Genomic DNA, 18,843 nt, shown 5'->3' with positions numbered 1-18,843 from the left:
GCCGTACTCACCGGTGGCTTGCCGCACGTCCGAGATCCTTAACTACGCGGCCTTGGGTCAAGAATGGGCAATCACCGGAGACCCCGTCTTCAGCGGCCTGCGAGATGCGATCCGGAGGCTGTCCGGGGACATCACCCCAGATCATGCCAGCCGCGCACTCCAGACCGCATGCACCGGTCCCGATCTTCCCTTTCTAGCACGAGTTTTCGGCAGCCTTATCGCATCTGATCGCCGACCTCAGAAATGAAACCGATGGACAACAACTCCCGGATTGACGGAGACCGGAATCCCCCAACCCCCTCCGACGCACCCGACATCCCCACCACCCGCGAACAAGCCCACATCGCCGCCGCATCGGGCAGGGTCGCGGATGACCGCATCGCCGGGAAGACAGTCTGGAGCGACATTAAAAGCGCCCAACCCAACTATCCGGGAACCGATCTTCCCAAGGCTTTCGAGATGCAAGCGGGAGAGCGCAGCTTCTGGGTGCACGAGAACGCAACCGAACATATTTACGAGAACGCCAAAAAAAGATCCGAATATCTGGCCCAACGCGACAAGGTCGGCTTGATAACACAGGCCGAGATACACAATCTGCAAAGTGCGGTCAAGGCTGCTACAAGAGATGAGGTCCCCCTCGATCGCATGGTAAGGGAGAATGGCTGGGAGCTCAAATTCGGCCAGCGTCCGTCAGATCGTTTACCAGTTCTATTCCATGCGGTTTACAAAGGAGGAGCCCCCTGAATTCCTGCCGGTCCTCCACCTCGCCCGGCGACGCGACCTGACGCCGCCGGACCCGTGCGGCCCGCACTATCCGGTGAGCGGACGGTGCGGGCCGCACGGGTCAGCGGATCAGCGGGTCAGGACGGCGTCCTTGAGCCGCAGGTCGCCTCGGGCGACCAGGTAGACGTCCTGCCGGCCCGCAACCCGTGCGAGCGCCGCGGTGGCCGTCGACCAGTGGTAGACCCCGCCGGTGGCGGCCACCCGGACCGTGCCGAGCAGCCTGCCGGTCGGCGAGCCGGTCCTGACCTCCACGGAGGCGGCCTCGGCCGCCGCGACCCCCAGCGTGACGCCGGTCGCGCCCCGGCCGAGGTCGGCGTCGGCGAAGGAGATCCACTCCCCGGACGAGAGGGCGACCGCGTCGCCGCTCGCCTTGGTCTCGTCGACCAGTTCCGCGCCCGAGTGGTCGTCGAAGTCCGCGGCCCGGGTGGCCTTGGTCAGGTCGCGGGCGGGGATGCGCTCCCCGTCCACCCGCAGCGTGGCCCGCTGCCGGATCCGGTCCGAGGCGGAGCCGACGAGCACGTCGTGGGTGGACGGCTCCACCGCGAAGCGGCCCCGGGTCACGTCCCACAACGCCAGGTCGGCGGTCTTCAGCGGGAACGTGACGGTCTTCGACTCGCCCGGCGCCAGGTGCACCCGCTCGAACCCGCGCAACTGCTTGACCGGCTGCTCCACCCGCGAGGAGCGCTGGTGGGTGTAGAGCTGGACGACCTCGTCCCCGGCGCGCTCGCCGGTGTTGGTCACCTTGACGCTCACCTCGAAGCCGTCGCCGCCGCGCCTGGTCTTCAGCCCCTGGTAGCCGAAGGTGGTGTAGCTCAGGCCGTGCCCGAAGGCGTAGAGCGGCTTGTCCTTCGCGTACAGGTAGGTCGAGCCGGTCTTGACGATGTCGTAGTCCAGGATGTCCGGCAGCTTCGCGCCCTCGCGCGGCCAGGTCTGGGTGAGCCGGCCGGCCGGGTTGGCGTCGCCGTACAGGATGTCGGCCAGGGCGTGGCCGGTCTCCGCGCCGGCGTGGGTGGTCCACAGGACGGCCGGGACCTTCTCCGCCAGGCGGTCGATCGTCGTCGGATAGCTGTTCTCCAGGACGACCACGGTGTTCGGGTTGGCCTCGCGCACGGCCTCGACCAGCGCCTCCTGGCCCTCCGCGAGGCCCAGGTCGGTGCGGTCGTGGGCCTCGCGGCCGTTGATGAAGGGCATGCTGCCGACCACGACGACCGCCGTGTCGGCGCTCCTGGCCGCCGCGACGGCCTCGGCGATCCCGCTGCGCACGGTCTCCTTGGTGAACCGGGTGGCGTTCTCCGCGGTGGTGAGGGAGAGCGTGCCGTCGGCGGCGGCCTGGACGTAGACGTTCGGGCCGAACCACGACTCGGCGGTCTCGTAGCCGGCGTAGCGCAGCAGCACGGTCCCGTCGGCCTGCGCCTCAAGCCTGAACTGCTCCTGGACGAACCAGCCGGCGGGCTGCTCCTGGGTGTTGGCGAGGGTGGACCAGTTGGCGCGGCTGACGTACCGGCCGTTGGCGACGCTGCGCAGGGTCACGATCCCCTGGCCCCAGTCGACGACGTCGAACTGCTCGGTCTCCCCCGGCGCGGTCGCGGCGAGCCTCAGGTCACCGCCCGCGCCGGCCGGGGCCGTGAGGTACTTCCCGTCGGCCTTGAGCGCGATCCGGTCGGCGCCCTCGGTCGCGCCGGTGACGGCGGCCCGCTCCCTGATCCCGTCCAGCGGGGTCACCTCGTACGGCAGGGCGCCGGAGTACCAGTCGGTGTAGAGGGTGTCGGCGAGCGGGCCGATGACCGCGACCTTCTTCGCCGGGTCGAGCGGGAGCAGCGCGCCGGACTTCCCTGAGCCCTCGGAGGCCGAGCCCTCGGGGCCGGTGTTCTTGAGCAGGACCATCGCCTCGGTGGCGGCCCGCCGGTTCAGCCTCCGGTGCTCGGGACTGTCCACCACCGCCTTGGTGATCTTCCCGTACGGCCCGCCGTCCGGGTCGAACTCGCCGAGCCGGAACCGCACGCTGAGGATGTTGCGCACCGCCTGGTCGACGTCGGCCTCGGTGAGCAGCCCCTGGGCGAGCGCCGCGTTCACCGAGGCGACCGTCGGCTCGCTCCGGGTGTCGTCCACGGTGAAGCTGTCCACGCCCGCCTTGACCATCGCGGCGGCGGCCTCGGGCTGGGTGGCGAAGTAGCGCTGCGAGCCGGTCAGGTTGTTCGGGCCGCCGGCGTCGGAGACGTTGAAGAGCGTCCGGTCGGTCCACCGGCGCACGCTCGCGTTGAGGTCGGTGACCGTGGCGGGGCGGCCGTTGACCAGGTTGTAGGCGGTCATCACGCCGGTGGCGGCGTCGCTCGCGATGGCCGTCCGGAAGGCCGGGAGTTCGTACTCGTGCATGACCCGGGGCCGGATGCTGGAGTTGGTGGTGTCCCGGCGGACCTCGTTGTTGTTGGCCATGAAGTGCTTGAGCACCGGGGCGGCCCGCAGGTGGTCGGGGTCGTCGCCCTGGATGCCGCGGCCGTAGGCGGTGGAGATCGCGCCGGTGAGCAGCGGGTCCTCGGAGTAGCCCTCCTCGTTGCGGCCCCAGCGGGGGTCGCGGAGCAGGTTGACCACCGGCGCCCAGAGCTGCAGGCCCCACACCCGCGGGTTCTCGGCGTGGTAGCCGCGGGCCTCGGTGCCGACGGCCTCGCCGACCTGCTTCACCAGGTCCGGGTTCCAGGTGCTGGCCAGGCCGACGGCCTGCGGGAAGACGGTGCCCTTCGCGGTGACGACGTTGCCGCCGTGGTCGATGTCGGTGGACCAGGCGACGCCGTGCAGCGCCTCGGTGCCGGTCTTGAACAGGCCGATGCCGAGCCGTTCCACCGCCGGCTGGTACTGGTGCAGCCAGGAGACCTTCTCCGCCAGGGTCAACCGGCCGAGCAGGTCGTCGACGCGCTGCTGGAGCGGGAGCGACGGGTCGCGGAAGGGGTACTCGGGGGCCGCGTGCGCCGGGGCCGCGCACAGGCCGAGGGCCAGGGCGAGTACGGCGCCGGCCGCCGCGGACCTGCGCCGGTGGGCGCGCGGCGATGGACGGGGGGACACGCGTAAGCGCATTCGGGGCGGACGGAAGGACGTGCGGAAGGACACCATGCCTCCTACTTGATCGCGCCCACGGTCACGCCGCGGGTCAGGGTCCGCTGGAAGATCAGGAAGAAGACGACGGCCGGGAGGATGCCGAGCAGCGCCGAGGCGCTCGACATGGTGGCGTCCATCATCTTGTCCCCCTGGAGCACGCCCAGCGCGACCGGGACGGTCTGGTTCTCGTTGGAGATCAGGAAGACCAGGGGGAGGAAGAACTCGTTCCAGGTCCAGATGAAGAAGAAGATCAGCAGCACCGAGAGCGTGGGCCTGCTGATCGGGACCACGACCCGCCAGAGCGCCCGCCACTTGCCGGCCCCGTCGAGTGCGGCGGCCTCCAGGATCTCGTGCGGGAACCGGCCGAGCACCGAGGCGAGCAGGTAGGTGCCGAACGCGCTCTGGATGACCGTGAAGATGATGATCACCCCGAGCCGGGTGTCGTAGAGGCCGACCTCCTTGGACAGGTAGTACAGCGGGTAGACCAGCGCCTCCTGCGGCAGGGTGTTGGCCACCAGGAAGACGACCAGGATCCAGGTCCGGCCGCGGACCCGGCCGATGCCGAGCGCGTAGGCGTTGAGGACCGAGAGCACGACGGCGAGCACCGCCACCGAGCCGCTGATCAGCAGGCTGTTGGCGAGCTTCCCGCCGAAGTCGACCCGGTTCCAGAACTCGACGATCCCGTCGAGGTACAGGCCGTCGGGCAGGCTCAGCGGGCCGTTGGCGGAGTAGTCCGCCGGGGAGCGCACCGCGTTGAGCGTGACGATGGCGAACGGCACCAGCATCACGACGGCCAGCACGGCCAGTGAGACCAGGACCGAGTACTTCCGGATCATCGAGCGCTCCTCGGGCCGGCCGGATGCGGATGTGGCGGGTGCGGATCTGCCGGATGCGGGCGGGACGGATTCAGACAGTGCGGATCCGAGCGAGGCGGATCCGAGCGAGGCGGATCCGAGCGAGGCGGATCCGAGCGAGGCGGATCCGAGCGAGGCGGATTCAGGCGGGAGGTCATGGCCGCTCGTCCTCGCCGTCCTGGATCCGCAGGAAGAACACCGTGACCACGATGATCACGAGGGTGAGCACGGTGGCGATCGCGGCGCCGTACCCGACGTTGGCCTTCTCGAAGAAGTTCTGGTAGCTGAAGTAGGACGGCACGAGCGTGGCGCCGCCGGGGCCGCCCCGGGTGAGCACGAAGATCGGCCCGAAGACCTTGAGCGCGGCGATCGTGCAGGTCAGCAGGACGACGTAGATCTCGGGGCGGATCTGCGGGACCGTGATGTGCCAGAACCGCCGGGCCCACGAGGCCCCGTCCATCTCCGCCGCCTCGTACAGCGCCGGGTCCACGCGCTGCAGGCCGGCCATGAAGATGACCACCGGGTAGCCGATCTGGAACCAGACCATGATCATCATCACGCTCGGCAGCGCCCAGTCCGGGTCGCCCAGCCAGCCGCGCGGCTCCATGCCGAACAGCGCCAGGAACTCGTTCAGCACGCCGAACCGGGGGTGCATGATCCAGCCCCAGACGATCCCGGCGATCGCGACGGGCAGCACCTGCGGCAGGTAGTAGGCGGCCCGCAGCACGCTGGCCGTACGGGGGCCGAACTTCTTGCCCACGTAGTCGAAGAGGGTCGCCGCCAGGACGAGCCCGATGAGCGTGGGGACGATCGCCATCGCCACGACCAGCGCCGCGTTGTTCCGGAACGACGACCAGAACCGCTCGTCGGCGAAGAGCCGGGTGTAGTTGTCGAGCCCGAGCCACCGCGGGTCGCCGATCCCCTGCCAGCGGGTGAAGGAGATCCCGATGTTCATCAGGAACGGCACCAGGATCACCGCGGTGAACAGCACCGCGCTGGGCAGCAGGAACACCCAGTAGCCGCCGGTGCGGCGGCGCTGCGGGCGCGGCTCCGGTCCGCGGACCGCCTTCGGCCGCGCGGCCGGAGCGTGCACTGCCATCTTTCCTCTTTCCGGCTCTCGGTCGCCGATGTCCTTCCGGCCGCCGGTCGCCGGGGCCTTTCCGGGCCGCCCGGTCGCCGAGGCCTGCTCCACGGGTCAGTTACCGATGTCGGCGAGGTTCTCCTCGTACGGCCCGGCGAGCTCGTCGAGCACCTCGGCGGGCTTCTTGGCGCCGTTGATCAGGTTCTGCACCCCGGCCACCAGCACGTCGTAGTAGCCCGGAGCGGGCCAGTCGGGGTAGAACGCCAGCCCGTCGGCGGTCGAGAGCCTCGTGAAGTTCTCGATCAGCTCCTTGCTCTTGGCGTCGGTGATCGCGGCGGGGTCGGCCGCGACCGGGATGCCTCCGGAGTTGCCGAGCAGGTTCTGGATCTCCTTCTTCATCGTGATGTCGATGAAGTCGTAGGCCAGGTCCTTGTTCTCGGCGTTCTCCGGGACCACCCAGATGTTCCCGCTGGAGCCGGCGTGCAGGGTGTTGCCCGGCCAGAGGAACGAACCCCACTCGAAGTCCTTGATGTCGGTGACGAACCGGCCGTACCACCACGATCCGGTGACCACCATCGGGTACTTCCCGCCGATGAAGGACAGGCCCATGTCCTCGGCCTTGATCCCGGCGGAGTCCTTGGCGATGTAGCCCTTCTTCACCCAGTCGGCCGTCGTCTCCGCGGCGTAGGTGAACTCGGGCCCGTGGAAGTCGACCTTGCCCTTGTAGAGCTGGAAGCCGTCCACCCACGGCCGCTGCGCCTTGCTCAGCGCGAGCTGGTAGAAGATCTGCTGCGCCGGGTACTCCGCGCCGCCGACCGCCAGCGGGGTCACCCCGGCCTTGACGAACGTGTCCATGGCCGCGGTGAACTGCTCGAACGTGGTCGGCACCTCGACCTTGTGCTTGGCGAACAGGTCCTTGTTGTAGTAGACCATCACGTACTCGGCGTAGTTCGGGATGCCGAACCACTTGCCGGAACCCATGACGCCCCGGTCGTCGTACTTCGCGGTGGTCTGCAGCGACGGGCTGAGCAGCTTGTCCCAGCCGCGCTTCGCCGCCTCCGCCGACAGGTCGGTCAGCAGGCCCTGCTTGGAGAGCAGTCCGGCGGTGGCATTGCCCTTGTTGTACTCCATGACGTCGGGCGCCTCGTCGGAGTTGAGGATCATGCCCGCCGACTGGCGGATCTGCTCGAACGCCTTCTCCTCGAACTGGACCTTGACGCCGGGGTGGGTGGCCTCGAACTGCTTGACCGCCTCGGCCCAGGCCTTGCCCATCGCCCCGTCGGCGCTCTCGTAGTGCCAGAGCTTGAGCGTCCGGGGACCGCTCGCGGCGGGCTCCGCGCTCTCCTGCCCGTCATTCCCGCACGCGGCGAGCGCCGCCAGCATGACCGTCGCGGCCAGCGCGGCCGCCCCGGTTCGCAGTGTGAACATGCTCGTCTCCCATGGATGGTGGCGGACGACGCCGCCCCTGGCGGCGGTCCGGCTCCGGACCGCCCGGCCGCGCTCGGGCGGCCGTCGTACTTCAGGCGGTCCCGAACCGCTCGGAACCGGTGACCTTCACACGGCCCCGAACCGCTCGAAACCCGTGATCCTCAAGCGGCCCCGAACCGCTCGAAACCCGTGGCCCTCAGACGGCCCCGAACCGCTCGAAGCCCGTGACGCGCGCGGGGCCGTCCACCCGGACCCCGCCCGCCTCGACGGTCGCCGTGGTGTCGCCGTCGACGTCGGAGATCACGGCGGTCCCCGCGTCCGTGCCGTAGCCGACCAGCGTGATCTCCCCGAACGGCCCGTCACCGACGGTCTCGCCGGGCTCGGCCAGGACCGGGATGACCGCGCCGCGCCGGACGAACAGGGGGATGCGTGAAAGCGGCGCGGACACCGTCACGTGGCGTCCGCCCGCGAGCACCTCGCCCGTCCAGTGGTCCACCCACTCACCGGCCGGGAGGTAGACCTTCCGGACGCCGTCGGGCGAGGTCATCGGGGCCACCAGCAGGTCGCGGCCGAGGAGGTACTCCAGGTCGGCCCGCCAGGCCACCGGGTCGTCCGGGTGGTCGACGCACAGGGCCCGCATCATCGGCGCCCCGGTCCGCGCGGCCTCGACGGCGGCCGTGTAGATGTACGGCATGAGCCGGTAGCGCAGCCTCAGCGCCGCCACCGCCTCGGCCTCGACCTCGGGGAACTCCCACGGCTCGCGGCTGGTGGTGCCGTGCAGCCGCAGCAGCGGGGAGAAGGCGCCGAACTGCGTCCAGCGGACGTACAGGTCGTCGGTGGGGCGGCCGGTGAACCCGCCCGCGTCGTGGCTCCAGAACGGGATGCCGGACAGGCCGTGCGCCAGCCCGCCGCGCAGGGTGCTGCCCATCGCCGGGTAGCTGGTGTAGGTGTCGCCGCTCCACTGGGCGGCGTGCCGCTGCCCGCCGAGGAAGGACGAGCGCGCCCAGACCATGCCGTGCCCGGCGACCTCGCGCGTCACCTCGGAGACCACGTCGTTGAAGAGCAGCGTGTAGACGTTGTGCAGGTCGGTGCCGGTCATGCCGTTGGCGGCGACCGCGTCGTGCGGCACGCCCTCGGCGAAGTCGGTCTTGAAGACCTGCACGCCCTGCTCCAGCAGCGGCCGGAGCAGCCCGCGGAACCACTCGACGGCCTCGGGGCTGGTGAAGTCGACGATGCCGCACTCGGGGTAGGAGCCGTGCCAGGAGTCGGCGACGTAGACCTCGCCGCCGGGCCTCTTCAGGAAGTACCCCTTCTCCGCGGCCTCGGCGAAGGCCGGGCTCAGGTGGGAGATGTACGGGTTCATCCAGAGGCAGACCTTGAAGCCCATCTCCTTCAGCTCCGCCAGCATCCCGGCCGGGTCGGGGAAGTTGCCCTCGTCCCAGCGCAGGTCCGACCAGTGGCCGTCGGTCTGCCAGTAGGTGTCCAGGTGCAGCACGTCACAGGGGATGCCGCGCTCGCGGATCGTCCGGGCGCGGTTCATCACCCGCTCCTGGGTGTCGACGAAGAACCCCGAGGAGATCCAGGTGCCGAACGCCCACTTCGGCGGGAGCGCCGGGCGGCAGGTCAGCCGGTCGAAGCGGTCCAGGATCTGCGGCGGGGTCGGCCCGGCGATCACGTAGTAGTCGATCAGGTCGTCCGGGACGACGATCTGCACGCAGCTGTGCGTGGACTGGCAGACGTCGAACTCCACCGGGGCGCCGCTGTCGACCAGTACGCCGTAGCCCCGGCTGGACAGGTAGAACGGCACGTTCTTGTAGGCGCGCTGGGACTCGGCGCCGAAGGCGTCGAAGTTCCACATGACCGGCCGCTGGCCGCGCTTGTCCAGCGGGGTGAAGGACTCGCCGAAGCCGGTGAACGCCTCGTCGGCGGGGGCGGCGAAGCTCTCGTGGTAGCCGGCCGTCTCGCCGTCGGCCGTGGAGCGGCCGAACGGGAGCGTGCGCAGCCGGCCGCTGATGTCGACGTGGCCGGAGTCCTGCTCCAGCAGGGTCGCCCCGGCGGCGTCGGTGAAGCGCAGGTGCCAGGGGGACAGGGTGATCTCGGCGCGGAGCGGACCGGCGTCGATCACGACCGTCCCGTCGCCCGTCTCCACCCGGGCCCCGGCGAACTCGCCCGGCGTGACCATGGTGATCGCCCGCGCCGACCGGGTGCGCGCGTCGGCGTCCTCGCCGAGCCGTACCCGGATCACCCCTTCGCCGGCCACGCCCACGCAGGCCACGAGCGTCTCCTCGGCCGAGGTCGTCGCCTTCAGGACCACTCCGGCCCCGTCCGCCGCGACCACCTCCGCCGCCGTCAGCGCGGAGAGCCCGCCCTCCCCGTGCGCGCGGACGGGCAGCTCCGGCGGGTCGGCGACGAAGTACTCATGCGCGATCAGCGGGGGACGGTAGGGCATGGGGGCTCCAGCGCTTCAGGCTTCCAGTTGCTGAATTAGTTTTGCGTCCAAACCAACAAACGTCAATGGCAGCGCCTCCCCCGGAAGCACCCTGGCGCTCTGGATGCCGTAGGTGACCAGGAGCGGAGCCCAGGCCCGTACCACCGCCTCCACCCGGCCGGCTTCCAGGTCAGCCGCTCGACCGTGCCGCCCCGCACCACCAGCCCGCGCGCCTCGCCCTGCGGCCAGGCCGCCGGGAGCGCGGGCAGCAGGTCCACCCGCCCGTAGCCGGCGCCGGGCAGCGAGGAGCGCACCAGCATGGCGGCGACCAGCGCGGGCAGCCCACCGCAGACGTCCACGTTGAAGATCGCGTCCCGGTTGTGGGTGGAGACCAGGTTCTCCTCGCGCCAGTAGCGGGTGGCCAGCAGCATGAGCGTCTCGTGCGCCTCCTCGGCCAGGCCCAGCGCCGCCGCCGCGAGCCCCAGCTGGACCAGCCCGAACGCCATCTCGTCGCTGTCCTCGCCGCGCCACCACTCCAGCCTCCGCCGGACCGCGAGCTCAGCGGCCGCCGCCAGCCGCGGGTCGTCGAAGGCGGCGTCCCGCTCGTACCAGAGCGGATAGAGATGCGAGGCGTGCCGGTGCGCGTGGTTGTCCACCGGAAGCGCCCCGCCACCCGGAGAACCGCCGCCAGGGGAGCCACCGCCCGCGGTGCCGTCCGCGAGGTGCCGCGGGCCGATCCACTCGGCCAGCTCCCCGGTCGGCGCGATCCGGTACACCGGGACGCGTTCCAGCAGCCGCCACCACCGGGCCGGGTCGAGGCCCAGGAGCTCGCACGCGCGGATGAGGTTGCGCAGCAGGTCCCGGGCGACCGCGACGTCCATGGTCGCGTTGACGCACGCCTGCGAGTCGCCTCCCGCCGGGGTGTTCTCCGGCGAGTAGGACGGGACGAAGTCGCCGCCCTCGCCCAGGAAGTCCTCGTAGAACAGGGCCGCCTCGGTCATGAACGGCAGCGCCCGCTCACGCAGGAAGGCCAGGTCGCCGGTGTGCGCGTAGTGGTCGTGGTAGAGCCGGGCCAGCCAGCCCGCGCCGGCCGTCCAGAAGGTCAGGCACCAGACCGGCCCGAAGTGGTTGTGCAGGCCGTGCGTGGACAGGTGCGCCGGGACCAGGATCCCCCGGCAGCCGTACAGCCTGCGCGCGTTCTGCCGGAAGTCGTCCATCATCGCGTCGACCAGGTCGAAGACCGGCAGCATCAGCTCCGGGGTCCCGGTGCACGGCAGGGCCGCCAGCGCCGAGGCCAGGTTCCCGTCCATGGTGAAGCCGCTGCGCCACGGCGGATCGTAGGTCCCGGTCCACACCCCTTGCAGGGTCGGCGGGAGGCCCCCCGAGCTGGAGATCACCGCGTACCGCCCGGCGGTGAACAGCCGCTCGACCGGCCCGCCGTCCGGCAACCGGACCTCCGACCGGGCCAGCAGCCCCCCGTGGACGGCCGCGTGCTCGCCCAGCAGCCGCCCGAAGTCGGCGGGCAGCCCGTCCAGCGGGCGCGGCTCGCCCCCGGCCCGCCCGATCCCGTGCACGACGGTGCGCACCAGCACGAGCGCCTCGCCCCGGACCGCCAGCCCGTCGGCGAGCGCCTCCGCCTCCCCGGTGACCCGGCACTCGACGGTGTAGCCCGTCATCGCGCCGGGCCGGCACTCGGGCAGGTCCGCGTGGAGGACCAGGCGGCCCGGGGCGGTCTCCGAGGTGAACCGGACCGGGACCGGCGGCTCTCCGTCCGGCGGCAGCAGCCGGAGCAGCCCTCCGGCCCCGGAGAGGCGGACCGCCACCACGTCGGCGGGACGGGAGGCGAACACCTCCTGCCGGGCGGCGCCGTGCTCCTGCGTCACCAGCCCGGTGGTGAAGTCGCAGGTCCGCCGGACGCCGCCGGGCGCGCGGGTGGAGAAGGCCAAGGTGGCGGCGGGGACCAGGGGGTCGATCCAGCGGGTCGCCGCGTAGCCGGGGTGCTCGGCGGCCGCGAGCCCGGCGACCCGCTCGGCCGCCTCGCGGGCGCGCCCGCCGTACAGCAGGCCGTGCAGCTCGGACAGGACGGGGGCGGTGTGCGGCGGCGGCAGGGGCTCGGTGACGGGGAGGAAGAGGCGTTCGTGGGAGAGGGTCACCCGGAACTCCCCCGGCTCCCCGTACACCAGGGCGCCCTGGCGGCCGTTGCCGGTGATCAGCGCCCGCTCCCAGTCTCCGGTCGCGGCACTTGAGACGACTCCATGATCCATGGATAATTAGTTTAGTTTCTGTACGAACAAAGGATCCAGAGTGAACTGGCCGAAAGGGCTGGAAGGCCTGTGCTACGGCGGGGACTACAACCCCGAGCAGTGGCCGGAGAAGGTCTGGGAAGAGGACGTCGCCCTGATGCGGCGGGCCGGGGTCAACCTGGTCAGCGTCGGGGTGTTCTCCTGGGCGCGCCTCGAACCCGCCGAGGGGGACTACGACTTCGGCTGGCTGGACCGGGTACTCGACCTGCTGCACGGCGGCGGCATCCGGGTGAACCTGGCCACCCCCACCGCCTCCCCGCCGCCCTGGTTCTCGCTGGCCCACCCCGACGCACTGGCCGTCACCGCCGACGGCGTCCGGCTGACCCACGGCAGCCGCGACACCTACTGCGTGGCCGCCCCCGCCTACCGCGAGGCCTCGCTCCGCATCGCCCGCGCGCTCGCCGAGCGCTACGCCGGCCACCCGGCGCTGGCCATGTGGCACGTGCACAACGAGTACGGCACCGGCTGCCACTGCGACCACGCCGCCACCGCCTTCCGGACCTGGCTGCGCGGACGGCACGGCTCGCTGGAGGCGCTGAACGACGCCTGGACCACCTCGTTCTGGAGCCAGCACTACTCGGCGTGGGAGCAGGTCATGCCGCCCCGCGCCACCCAGTACCTGCCCAACCCCTCCCAGGTCCTGGACTTCCGCCGCTTCCTGTCCGACGAGATGCTCGCCCACTTCCGCGAGCAGAAGGCGGTCCTGCGCGAGCTCACCCCGGACGTCCCGGTCACCACGAACTTCGTCCTCGGCGACTGGGTCCCGGTGAACCAGTGGGACTGGGCGAAGGAGGTGGACCTGGTCGCGATCGACCACTACCCGTCGGAGAACCCCCCGGAGGAGACCGCGTTCGCCGCCGACCTGGCGCGCGGCTGGGCGGGCGGGAAGCCGTGGCTGCTGATGGAACAGGCCGTGGTGACCTACACCGGCCCCCGCATGGCCGCCAAGCGCCCCGGCGAGATCACCCGGCTGAGCCTGTCGCACATCGCACGGGGCTCGCGCGGCGCGATGTTCTTCCAGTGGCGGGCCTCGCGCGGCGGGGCCGAGCTCTGGCACGGCGGCATGGTCCCGCACTCCGGGCCGGACTCGCGGATCTTCCGCGAGATCCGCGACCTCGGCGCGCTGCTGCCCGCCCTGGCCGAGGCCTGCGAGGCGCCCGTCGAGGCGTCCGCCGCGATCCTGTGGGACCCCGAGTCGAACTGGGCGCTGCAGGCCCCCGCCCTGCCGTCCACCGAGGTCGGCTACCCGCAGGCCGTACGGCAGGCGCACCGGGTGCTCTACCGGCACGGCGTCACCGCCGACTTCGTCCGCCCCTCGGCGGATCTGTCGGCCTACGAGCTGGTGATCGTCCCGAGCCTCTACCTGCTCTCCGACGACGACGCCGGCAACCTGCGCCGGTACGCCGCCGGCGGCGGCCGGCCGCGCGGGGCACGTCGACCGCCCGGATCCGCGGATCGGGGGTGACGTTGCAGTCGCTGAAGGGCGCGACGTAGGTGATCTCGTGCCCGGCGTCGAGGAGCGCCCGGATCTGCCGATGCATGATCCGGGCGTCTTCGGGGTGATGGACGACCGTCCCGAAACATACCCGCATATCCCGATGTTGAGCGGTGGTTCCGTCGTCACCGGGTGCGTCGCGTGAACTACCGGGGAACCGGGGTTGAACTCTCCCGGGGCGCCGGAGGCTCCCCGCCGGTGCCCCGGGACTCCGCGGGCCGCCGGTAGAGCCAGACCAGGCGCGGCTCCAGCAGCCACTTGAAGGCCGTACGGGTCTCCGGCAGGCACAGGACGATGGCCAGGGCCACGGAGCTGGACATGATGGCCAGCACGCCCAGGGGGCCGTGCAGCCAGGTGACGTCCAGCCAGCCCTGGTCCTTGGCGACCAGCACCACGACGCCGTGCAGGAGGTAGGCGTAGAGCGTGCGGGTGCCCAGGTCGGAGAACCAGGTCTCGCGCCGGGGGACCAGCGCCAGCAGCGCGACCGAGAGCGCCAGCGCGGCGACCAGCATGGCCCCGCGCACGCCGAGCCCGACCCACCAGCTCATGTCCATCGACTTGAAGCTGTAGCGGAAGTAGACGGGCTTGAGGTTGACGTGCGGGGCGAGGAAGATCGCGACCCCGGCGCCGCCGGCGACCACGACCCCGGAGACGATCTTGACCCAGAGCGGCTTGAGCAGGTCGAAGTGCTCGGGCTTGAGCATCAGGCCGAGCACGTAGAACGGGAGCAGGCCGAAGAAGCGGTCGATGCTGAAGTCGCCGGAGATCTCGGAGAAGCCGGCGACCATGTAGATGACCACCGCGACCAGCAGCGGCTGGCGCATCCGGGTCCAGATCGGCGTGGAGATCCGCCAGAGCACCAGGGCCAGGAGGTACCAGTTCAGCCAGGCCGGGTCGATGATCGTCAGCGTCCACTTCTGGCCCAGCGCGTAGCGGAGCACCGCGTAGCCGATCTCCACGACCACGTACGGCACCAGCATGGTGTCGACGAGCTTGTTGATCTTCGCGTTGGAGTTCCAGAAGTTCCGGCCGAGGTAGCCGCTGATCAACACGAACGCCGGCATGTGGAACGTGTAGATGAACATGTACGCGGACTTGGCCGAGTGCGCGTCCATCGTCGGGACCAGCGAGTGCCCGGCCACGACCAGGGCGATCAGGACGAACTTCACGTTGTCGAGGTACGGCTCGCGCTTCTTCTTCGCCGGCGGGGCCGCGGGCTCGTCGGCCGGCAGGTCCTCCCCTCCGGGCCGTCCCGCCTCCGCCGCGGCGCCCGCGAACGGGGAGCCCGGATCCTGGCCGGGAGAGGTCTCCCAGGCCGAGAAGGGCCGGTCCGGAGGAGCCGGCCGGGGGGACGGCTGCGGCGCCCACGCGGGCGCGCGCTCAGGGGCCTGCAGGGCGTCCAGCGGGTCGCGGGGCGCGGGCGGCTGGGACTCGCCGGGCTGGGGCCGGGCCTCGCGGTACGGCGGGTGGCCCCACGCGGTGACCTCGCCGGGGGTCTCCTCCTCGGCGGGCCTGTGACGGCTTCCCCAACCGGCGGCGGCTGCCCGGAGTCCGGCGGATCCGGCCAGGAGGCGTCGGACGGGCGGAAGGGCGCCGCAGGCGGCTGCGCGTGCCCGGGCATCGGCCACGGGGCGGGGGTCCGGCCACGTCCGTCGGCGGGCCCCGCGGGGGCGGCGCCCTGGGCGCCGTCGTCCCTGGAGGCCGGAACCGGGAAGGAGGATCGGGTGTCGCTCACGGGGGAAACGCTCAGCTATCTGTCGGAGACGGGGGTCGGGCACGCTGGCGGGGACGTCCCGGAGGATGCGGCCGCGTGGGCCCCGTGGGTTCGCCTCGCCGACCTGCCAACCATAAACCGACCGTGCGCCGCCTGTCGCACGCGGAACGGCGTTCTCCGAGGTTCGCGGGAAATCGTGACTCTTCGAAAGCTGTGAAATCCGCGCTTTCCGGGTACGGCACCGCCGCCCGTCACTGGCAGGGGTTGGTCTTGGTGTCGACGACCTGGTCCTTGAGGGAGTCGGGGATCTTGGTGGGGACCCGGACGCCCTTCCAGTCGTCGCCGATGACGAGCTGGATGAGGGGACCGGTGGGAGGCTCGGTGATCGGGCCGGTGGGCGGGGAGTACTTGTCGGCGCTGATCGGCTTGACCTTGCCCACGGTGGGGGGCAGCTTGTCACCGGAGAGCCGGGCGGCCAGCGCGTCGGCGTAGGAGGGGCCCTCGGCGGTGTCCTTCTTGGCGTAGCGGACCGAGGTGGCCGGCACGTTGCCGGTCGCCGGGCGGGCGTTGCCGACCTGGGTGACCACGAAGCCCTGGGCGGCGAGCTTGCCCGCCACCTCCGAGGCCAGGCCCGGCTTGTCGGTGCCGTTGAGGACCTGGACCCGGACCTGCTCGTGCTTGACGGCGGGCTTGGCGGAGGCGGTGGGGGAGGCGGTCGGGGTCACCTCGGTGTCGTTCTTGATCGACTCGAAGAGCTCGCCGGCCGCCGGCTGCCGCCAGACGACGCGGTTCTTGTCGGCGGGGTCGGCGCCCCACGGGACGGTGATGAACTTGACACCGTTGGCGGTCAGCGCCTTGGCGCTCATCGCGATGTCGATCAGGGCCCGCTGGTCGTTGGCCAGCTCAGGGTTCATCTTGACCGACTTGGTGGCCTCGGAGATGAAGCCGGTGAGCTTGCCGACGTCGGTGAGCAGCTCGCTGCTGGTGGCCTTCTTCACCACCTGGGTGAGGAAGACCTGCTGGCGCTTGATCCGCTGGATGTCGCTGTTGTCGCCGTAGTCGCGCAGTCGGACGTAGCCCAGGGCCTTCTCGCCGTTGAGGTTGGACCAGCCCGCGGGCAGGGTGAGCTTGGCCTTCTTGCTGTCCACCGGGGTCTTGAGGCAGACCCTGATGCCGCCGAGGGCGTCCACGATGTTCTTGAACCCGGTGAAGTCCACCTCGACGAAGTGGTCGATGCGGATGTCGGTGAGGTGCTCGATCGCGGCGATGGTGCAGGTGATGCCGCCGTCGTTGTAGGCGGTGTTGATCATCGCGTGCCGGGCGGCGACCTGGTTGCCGTTGTCGCCCTGGCAGGCGGGCATGTCCACCATGGAGTCGCGGGGGAAGCTGACGAGCGTCGCCTTGTCGCGGTTGGGGGAGATGTGCATGAGAATGATCGTGTCGGTGCGCTTGCCCGCGTTGAGCATCTTCTGGCCGTATTTGAGGTTGTCGCCCTCGCGGGTGTCCGACCCGACCAGGAGCACGTTGAGCGCGCCGGTGGCGTTCACCGGGCGGTTCTCGCCCAGCTTCTTGTTGACGTCGACCGTGTCGATCGAGCCGAAGGTGTCCAGCCACAGGGTCTTGTAGCCGACCAGCGTGCCGATCACCAGCACACCCGTCAGCCCGATGCTCGCCCAGCCGCCCGCGCCGATCCGCCGGGCGGAGGGTTTCCTGCCGCGGGGAGGTGTGACGTTCGGCAAGGTCTCCGGAGGGGGGCCGTCGTCGCCGCGCCGGGAGCGGCGGGGACCCGGGCCGGACGGGGGCGTCCGGTCCTTCACGGCGACATGCCGGTGGTCGCTCATGCACCCTCCTCGATCGGCGGCAACGCGTCGTGCTGCCTCTGCTCGCTCATCGCGCCCAAAGAGTAGGCCACGCGGTCGGTGTGAGGGATTGTGATGGGCTGAACTTGGTCATGCCCATCCCCTTCTCGCCACCGTGATGATCCGGTCGCCCAGCATACTCAAATTCGGACATTTCATGGAATGTTTGGCAAAGTAGGTTTACTGGCTGCGAGAGTCAGCGCCAGGCACGCGAGCGGCACGGCCGGGAGCACGTACCGGTAGTCGAACTCCGCCGTCGCCGCGGGTATCACCAGCAGCAGCACCGCCGCCATCCACGGCAGCGCCCACGCCGCCCGCCCGGGCCCGGGGAGGGAACCGCCGCGCCGCCACCGCCGTACGCCCGCCAGGACCGGCGGGGCGAGCAGGATCACCAGCAGCGCCGTACCGGGCAGCCGGACAACGTCCTGGTAGGCCCGCATCCAGCCGGCGTACGGCTCGACGATCTCGGTGCCGATCGGCCCCCGCTCGTAGCGCTGCGCGAACTCCGCGCCCACCGTGGCGGGGTAGCGGCCCGGCGGCGGGGGCGGCTCGGACGGGAACTCGTAGTAGCCGTAGATCTCCGCGTCCGGATAGACCGGGCGGTCCCAGGTGAAGGAGCGGGCCAGCTCCCCGGCGACCGAGACCAGGTAGTCGAGCGGCTGGCTGCGCAGGGCCAGCGAGGCGAACCGCCCGGCCAGGGCGTCGTTCTCCCGGCTGAAGGTGATGCCGGGCAGCCGGACCAGGGGGGCGTCGGCGCTCCAGATGTACTCCTGGGAGGGCGGCCGCTCGGCCGGGGGCCGGGGGTCGCAGAGCACCGCCAGGTCCGGCGGGGGCCTCATCACCGCGCAGTCGGCGAACGCCATCGTCTTGGCGTAGAGGAAGACGCCGTTCGCGCCGACGAGGCCGACCCGCTGGTAGGTCGCGTGGAACCACGCCCCGTACCCCAGGACCGGCAGCACCGCCGCCGCCAGCATCACCCCGGTGACCACCGTGCGGCCCCGCGCCCGGTACAGCAGCCAGCCCGCGAAGAGGGCTGCCAGCGGGAGGCCGACGGTCCTGGTGAGCGCCGCCGCCGCGACCAGCAGGCCGATCCCGCACGCCGTACGCCACGTCACCTCGCGGGACAGGGCGAGGCCGACCGCCGCGACGACCAGCGCGGCGAAGAGCGTGTCGGAGACCAGCAGGTGCTCCAGCTCGATCTGGTAGGCGTCCAGGAGCACCGGCGCGGAGGCGAGCGCCGCCGCCCGGCCGGGCGCGCGCAGCCGCCGGGCGGCGAGGTAGACCCCGACCCCGATCCCGAGCCCGATCAGGTGCTGGACCAGGGCCACCAGGGCGAAGCTGTGCAGCGGCTCCAGCAGGCGCAGGAACATGGAGTACCCCGCGGGGCGGACCAGGTCCGGGCGGGGCTTCAGCGCGGTGACGACATAGGTGTAGGAGTCGGGGAACCAGATCGCCGGCCGGTAGCCCAGCACGGTCACCGCCCGCAGGACGGCGCCCAGGCCCAGCACCCCCAGGAACCACCGGTGCTCCCGTGCCACTCCGGCCACCCACCGCCCCCTTCGCGCGTTGCGCGTACGCTATCGGCTCCGGCGGGCGGGGCCGTACCGGCGGGTTGCGACTACTGGGCGGTGAGGATCATGAGGACCACCTGGCCGGAACGCGTGCGCAGGCCCTCGGCGGGCCGGGTGCTCGCCGTGGCCTCGGCCGCGCCCGCGCTCGTGCTGGCGGGCTGGCTGCTCGCCGGGCTCCCGCTGCTGCTGCTCGGCTGGTTCCGGCCGCTCGCCGCGGTCCCGCTGGGCCTGGCCGCC

At 71.3% G+C, this 18,843-nt stretch carries 12 protein-coding genes and 1 pseudogene; 3 read left to right on the top strand and 10 right to left on the bottom strand.

Annotation, left to right across the window (positions count from 1 at the left end):
• Positions 1–252: 252 nt before the first annotated feature.
• Positions 253–744: a hypothetical protein gene (locus tag ACWJ6R_RS11345; RefSeq protein ID WP_449062177.1), complete on the top strand. Its 492-nt coding sequence runs from the start codon at positions 253–255 to the stop codon at positions 742–744.
• A 108-nt stretch (positions 745–852) separates the two neighbouring features.
• Here ACWJ6R_RS11345 and ACWJ6R_RS11340 read toward each other — a convergent pair whose 3' ends face one another.
• The 6 genes from ACWJ6R_RS11340 to ACWJ6R_RS11315 all read right to left on the bottom strand — a co-directional run bounded on the left by ACWJ6R_RS11340 (position 853) and on the right by ACWJ6R_RS11315 (position 11,928).
• On the bottom strand, positions 853–3,840 hold the full coding sequence (locus ACWJ6R_RS11340; RefSeq protein WP_449062176.1) for a glycoside hydrolase family 3 C-terminal domain-containing protein: 2,988 nt from the start codon (positions 3,838–3,840) through the stop codon (positions 853–855).
• 53 nt (positions 3,841–3,893) lie between these two features.
• The gene (locus ACWJ6R_RS11335; protein WP_449062175.1) at positions 3,894–4,709 is read right to left on the bottom strand and encodes a carbohydrate ABC transporter permease; all 816 of its coding nucleotides are present in this window, start codon (positions 4,707–4,709) and stop codon (positions 3,894–3,896) included.
• Between the two features lie 172 nt (positions 4,710–4,881).
• Entirely contained in the window at positions 4,882–5,826 is a 945-nt protein-coding gene (locus ACWJ6R_RS11330; RefSeq protein WP_449062174.1) for a carbohydrate ABC transporter permease, read from the bottom strand.
• A gap of 96 nt (positions 5,827–5,922) precedes the next feature.
• Positions 5,923–7,236: an ABC transporter substrate-binding protein gene (locus ACWJ6R_RS11325; RefSeq protein ID WP_449062173.1), complete on the bottom strand. Its 1,314-nt coding sequence runs from the start codon at positions 7,234–7,236 to the stop codon at positions 5,923–5,925.
• A gap of 196 nt (positions 7,237–7,432) precedes the next feature.
• The gene (locus ACWJ6R_RS11320; RefSeq protein ID WP_449062172.1) at positions 7,433–9,685 is read right to left on the bottom strand and encodes a TIM-barrel domain-containing protein; all 2,253 of its coding nucleotides are present in this window, start codon (positions 9,683–9,685) and stop codon (positions 7,433–7,435) included.
• Positions 9,686–9,747: 62 nt separating this feature from the next.
• Entirely contained in the window at positions 9,748–11,928 is a 2,181-nt protein-coding gene (locus tag ACWJ6R_RS11315) for a glycosyl hydrolase family 95 catalytic domain-containing protein (RefSeq protein WP_449062171.1), read from the bottom strand.
• Between the two features lie 40 nt (positions 11,929–11,968).
• On the opposite strand from ACWJ6R_RS11315, the gene ACWJ6R_RS11310 reads away from it, so the two are divergent.
• Complete coding sequence (locus ACWJ6R_RS11310) at positions 11,969–13,432, top strand: beta-galactosidase (protein ID WP_449062170.1); 1,464 nt, start codon at positions 11,969–11,971, stop codon at positions 13,430–13,432.
• On the opposite strand, the pseudogene ACWJ6R_RS11305 reads toward ACWJ6R_RS11310, so the two are convergent.
• A pseudogene (locus tag ACWJ6R_RS11305) lies at positions 13,374–13,508 on the bottom strand (glycosyl transferase); the annotation flags it as partial. The gene ACWJ6R_RS11310 and the pseudogene ACWJ6R_RS11305 sit on opposite strands and share 59 nt — an antisense overlap.
• On the opposite strand from ACWJ6R_RS11305, the gene ACWJ6R_RS11300 reads away from it, so the two are divergent.
• Entirely contained in the window at positions 13,470–13,607 is a 138-nt protein-coding gene (locus tag ACWJ6R_RS11300) for a hypothetical protein (RefSeq protein ID WP_449062178.1), read from the top strand. The pseudogene ACWJ6R_RS11305 and the gene ACWJ6R_RS11300 overlap by 39 nt on opposite strands.
• 1 nt (position 13,608) lies before the next feature.
• Here ACWJ6R_RS11300 and ACWJ6R_RS11295 read toward each other — a convergent pair whose 3' ends face one another.
• The 3 genes from ACWJ6R_RS11295 to ACWJ6R_RS11285 all read right to left on the bottom strand — a co-directional run bounded on the left by ACWJ6R_RS11295 (position 13,609) and on the right by ACWJ6R_RS11285 (position 18,582).
• Complete coding sequence (locus ACWJ6R_RS11295; RefSeq protein WP_449062169.1) at positions 13,609–15,090, bottom strand: acyltransferase family protein; 1,482 nt, start codon at positions 15,088–15,090, stop codon at positions 13,609–13,611.
• Between the two features lie 337 nt (positions 15,091–15,427).
• Positions 15,428–17,017 carry an LCP family protein gene (locus ACWJ6R_RS11290; protein ID WP_449062168.1) on the bottom strand — a complete coding sequence of 530 codons (1,590 nt, stop codon included), beginning with the start codon at positions 17,015–17,017 and terminating at the stop codon, positions 15,428–15,430.
• 173 nt (positions 17,018–17,190) lie between these two features.
• Entirely contained in the window at positions 17,191–18,582 is a 1,392-nt protein-coding gene (locus ACWJ6R_RS11285) for a hypothetical protein (protein ID WP_449062167.1), read from the bottom strand.
• Positions 18,583–18,843 lie beyond the last annotated feature (261 nt).

The sequence above is a fragment of the Planomonospora algeriensis genome (assembly GCF_977012225.1).
This window is presented reverse-complemented; position numbering and strand designations above follow the sequence as displayed.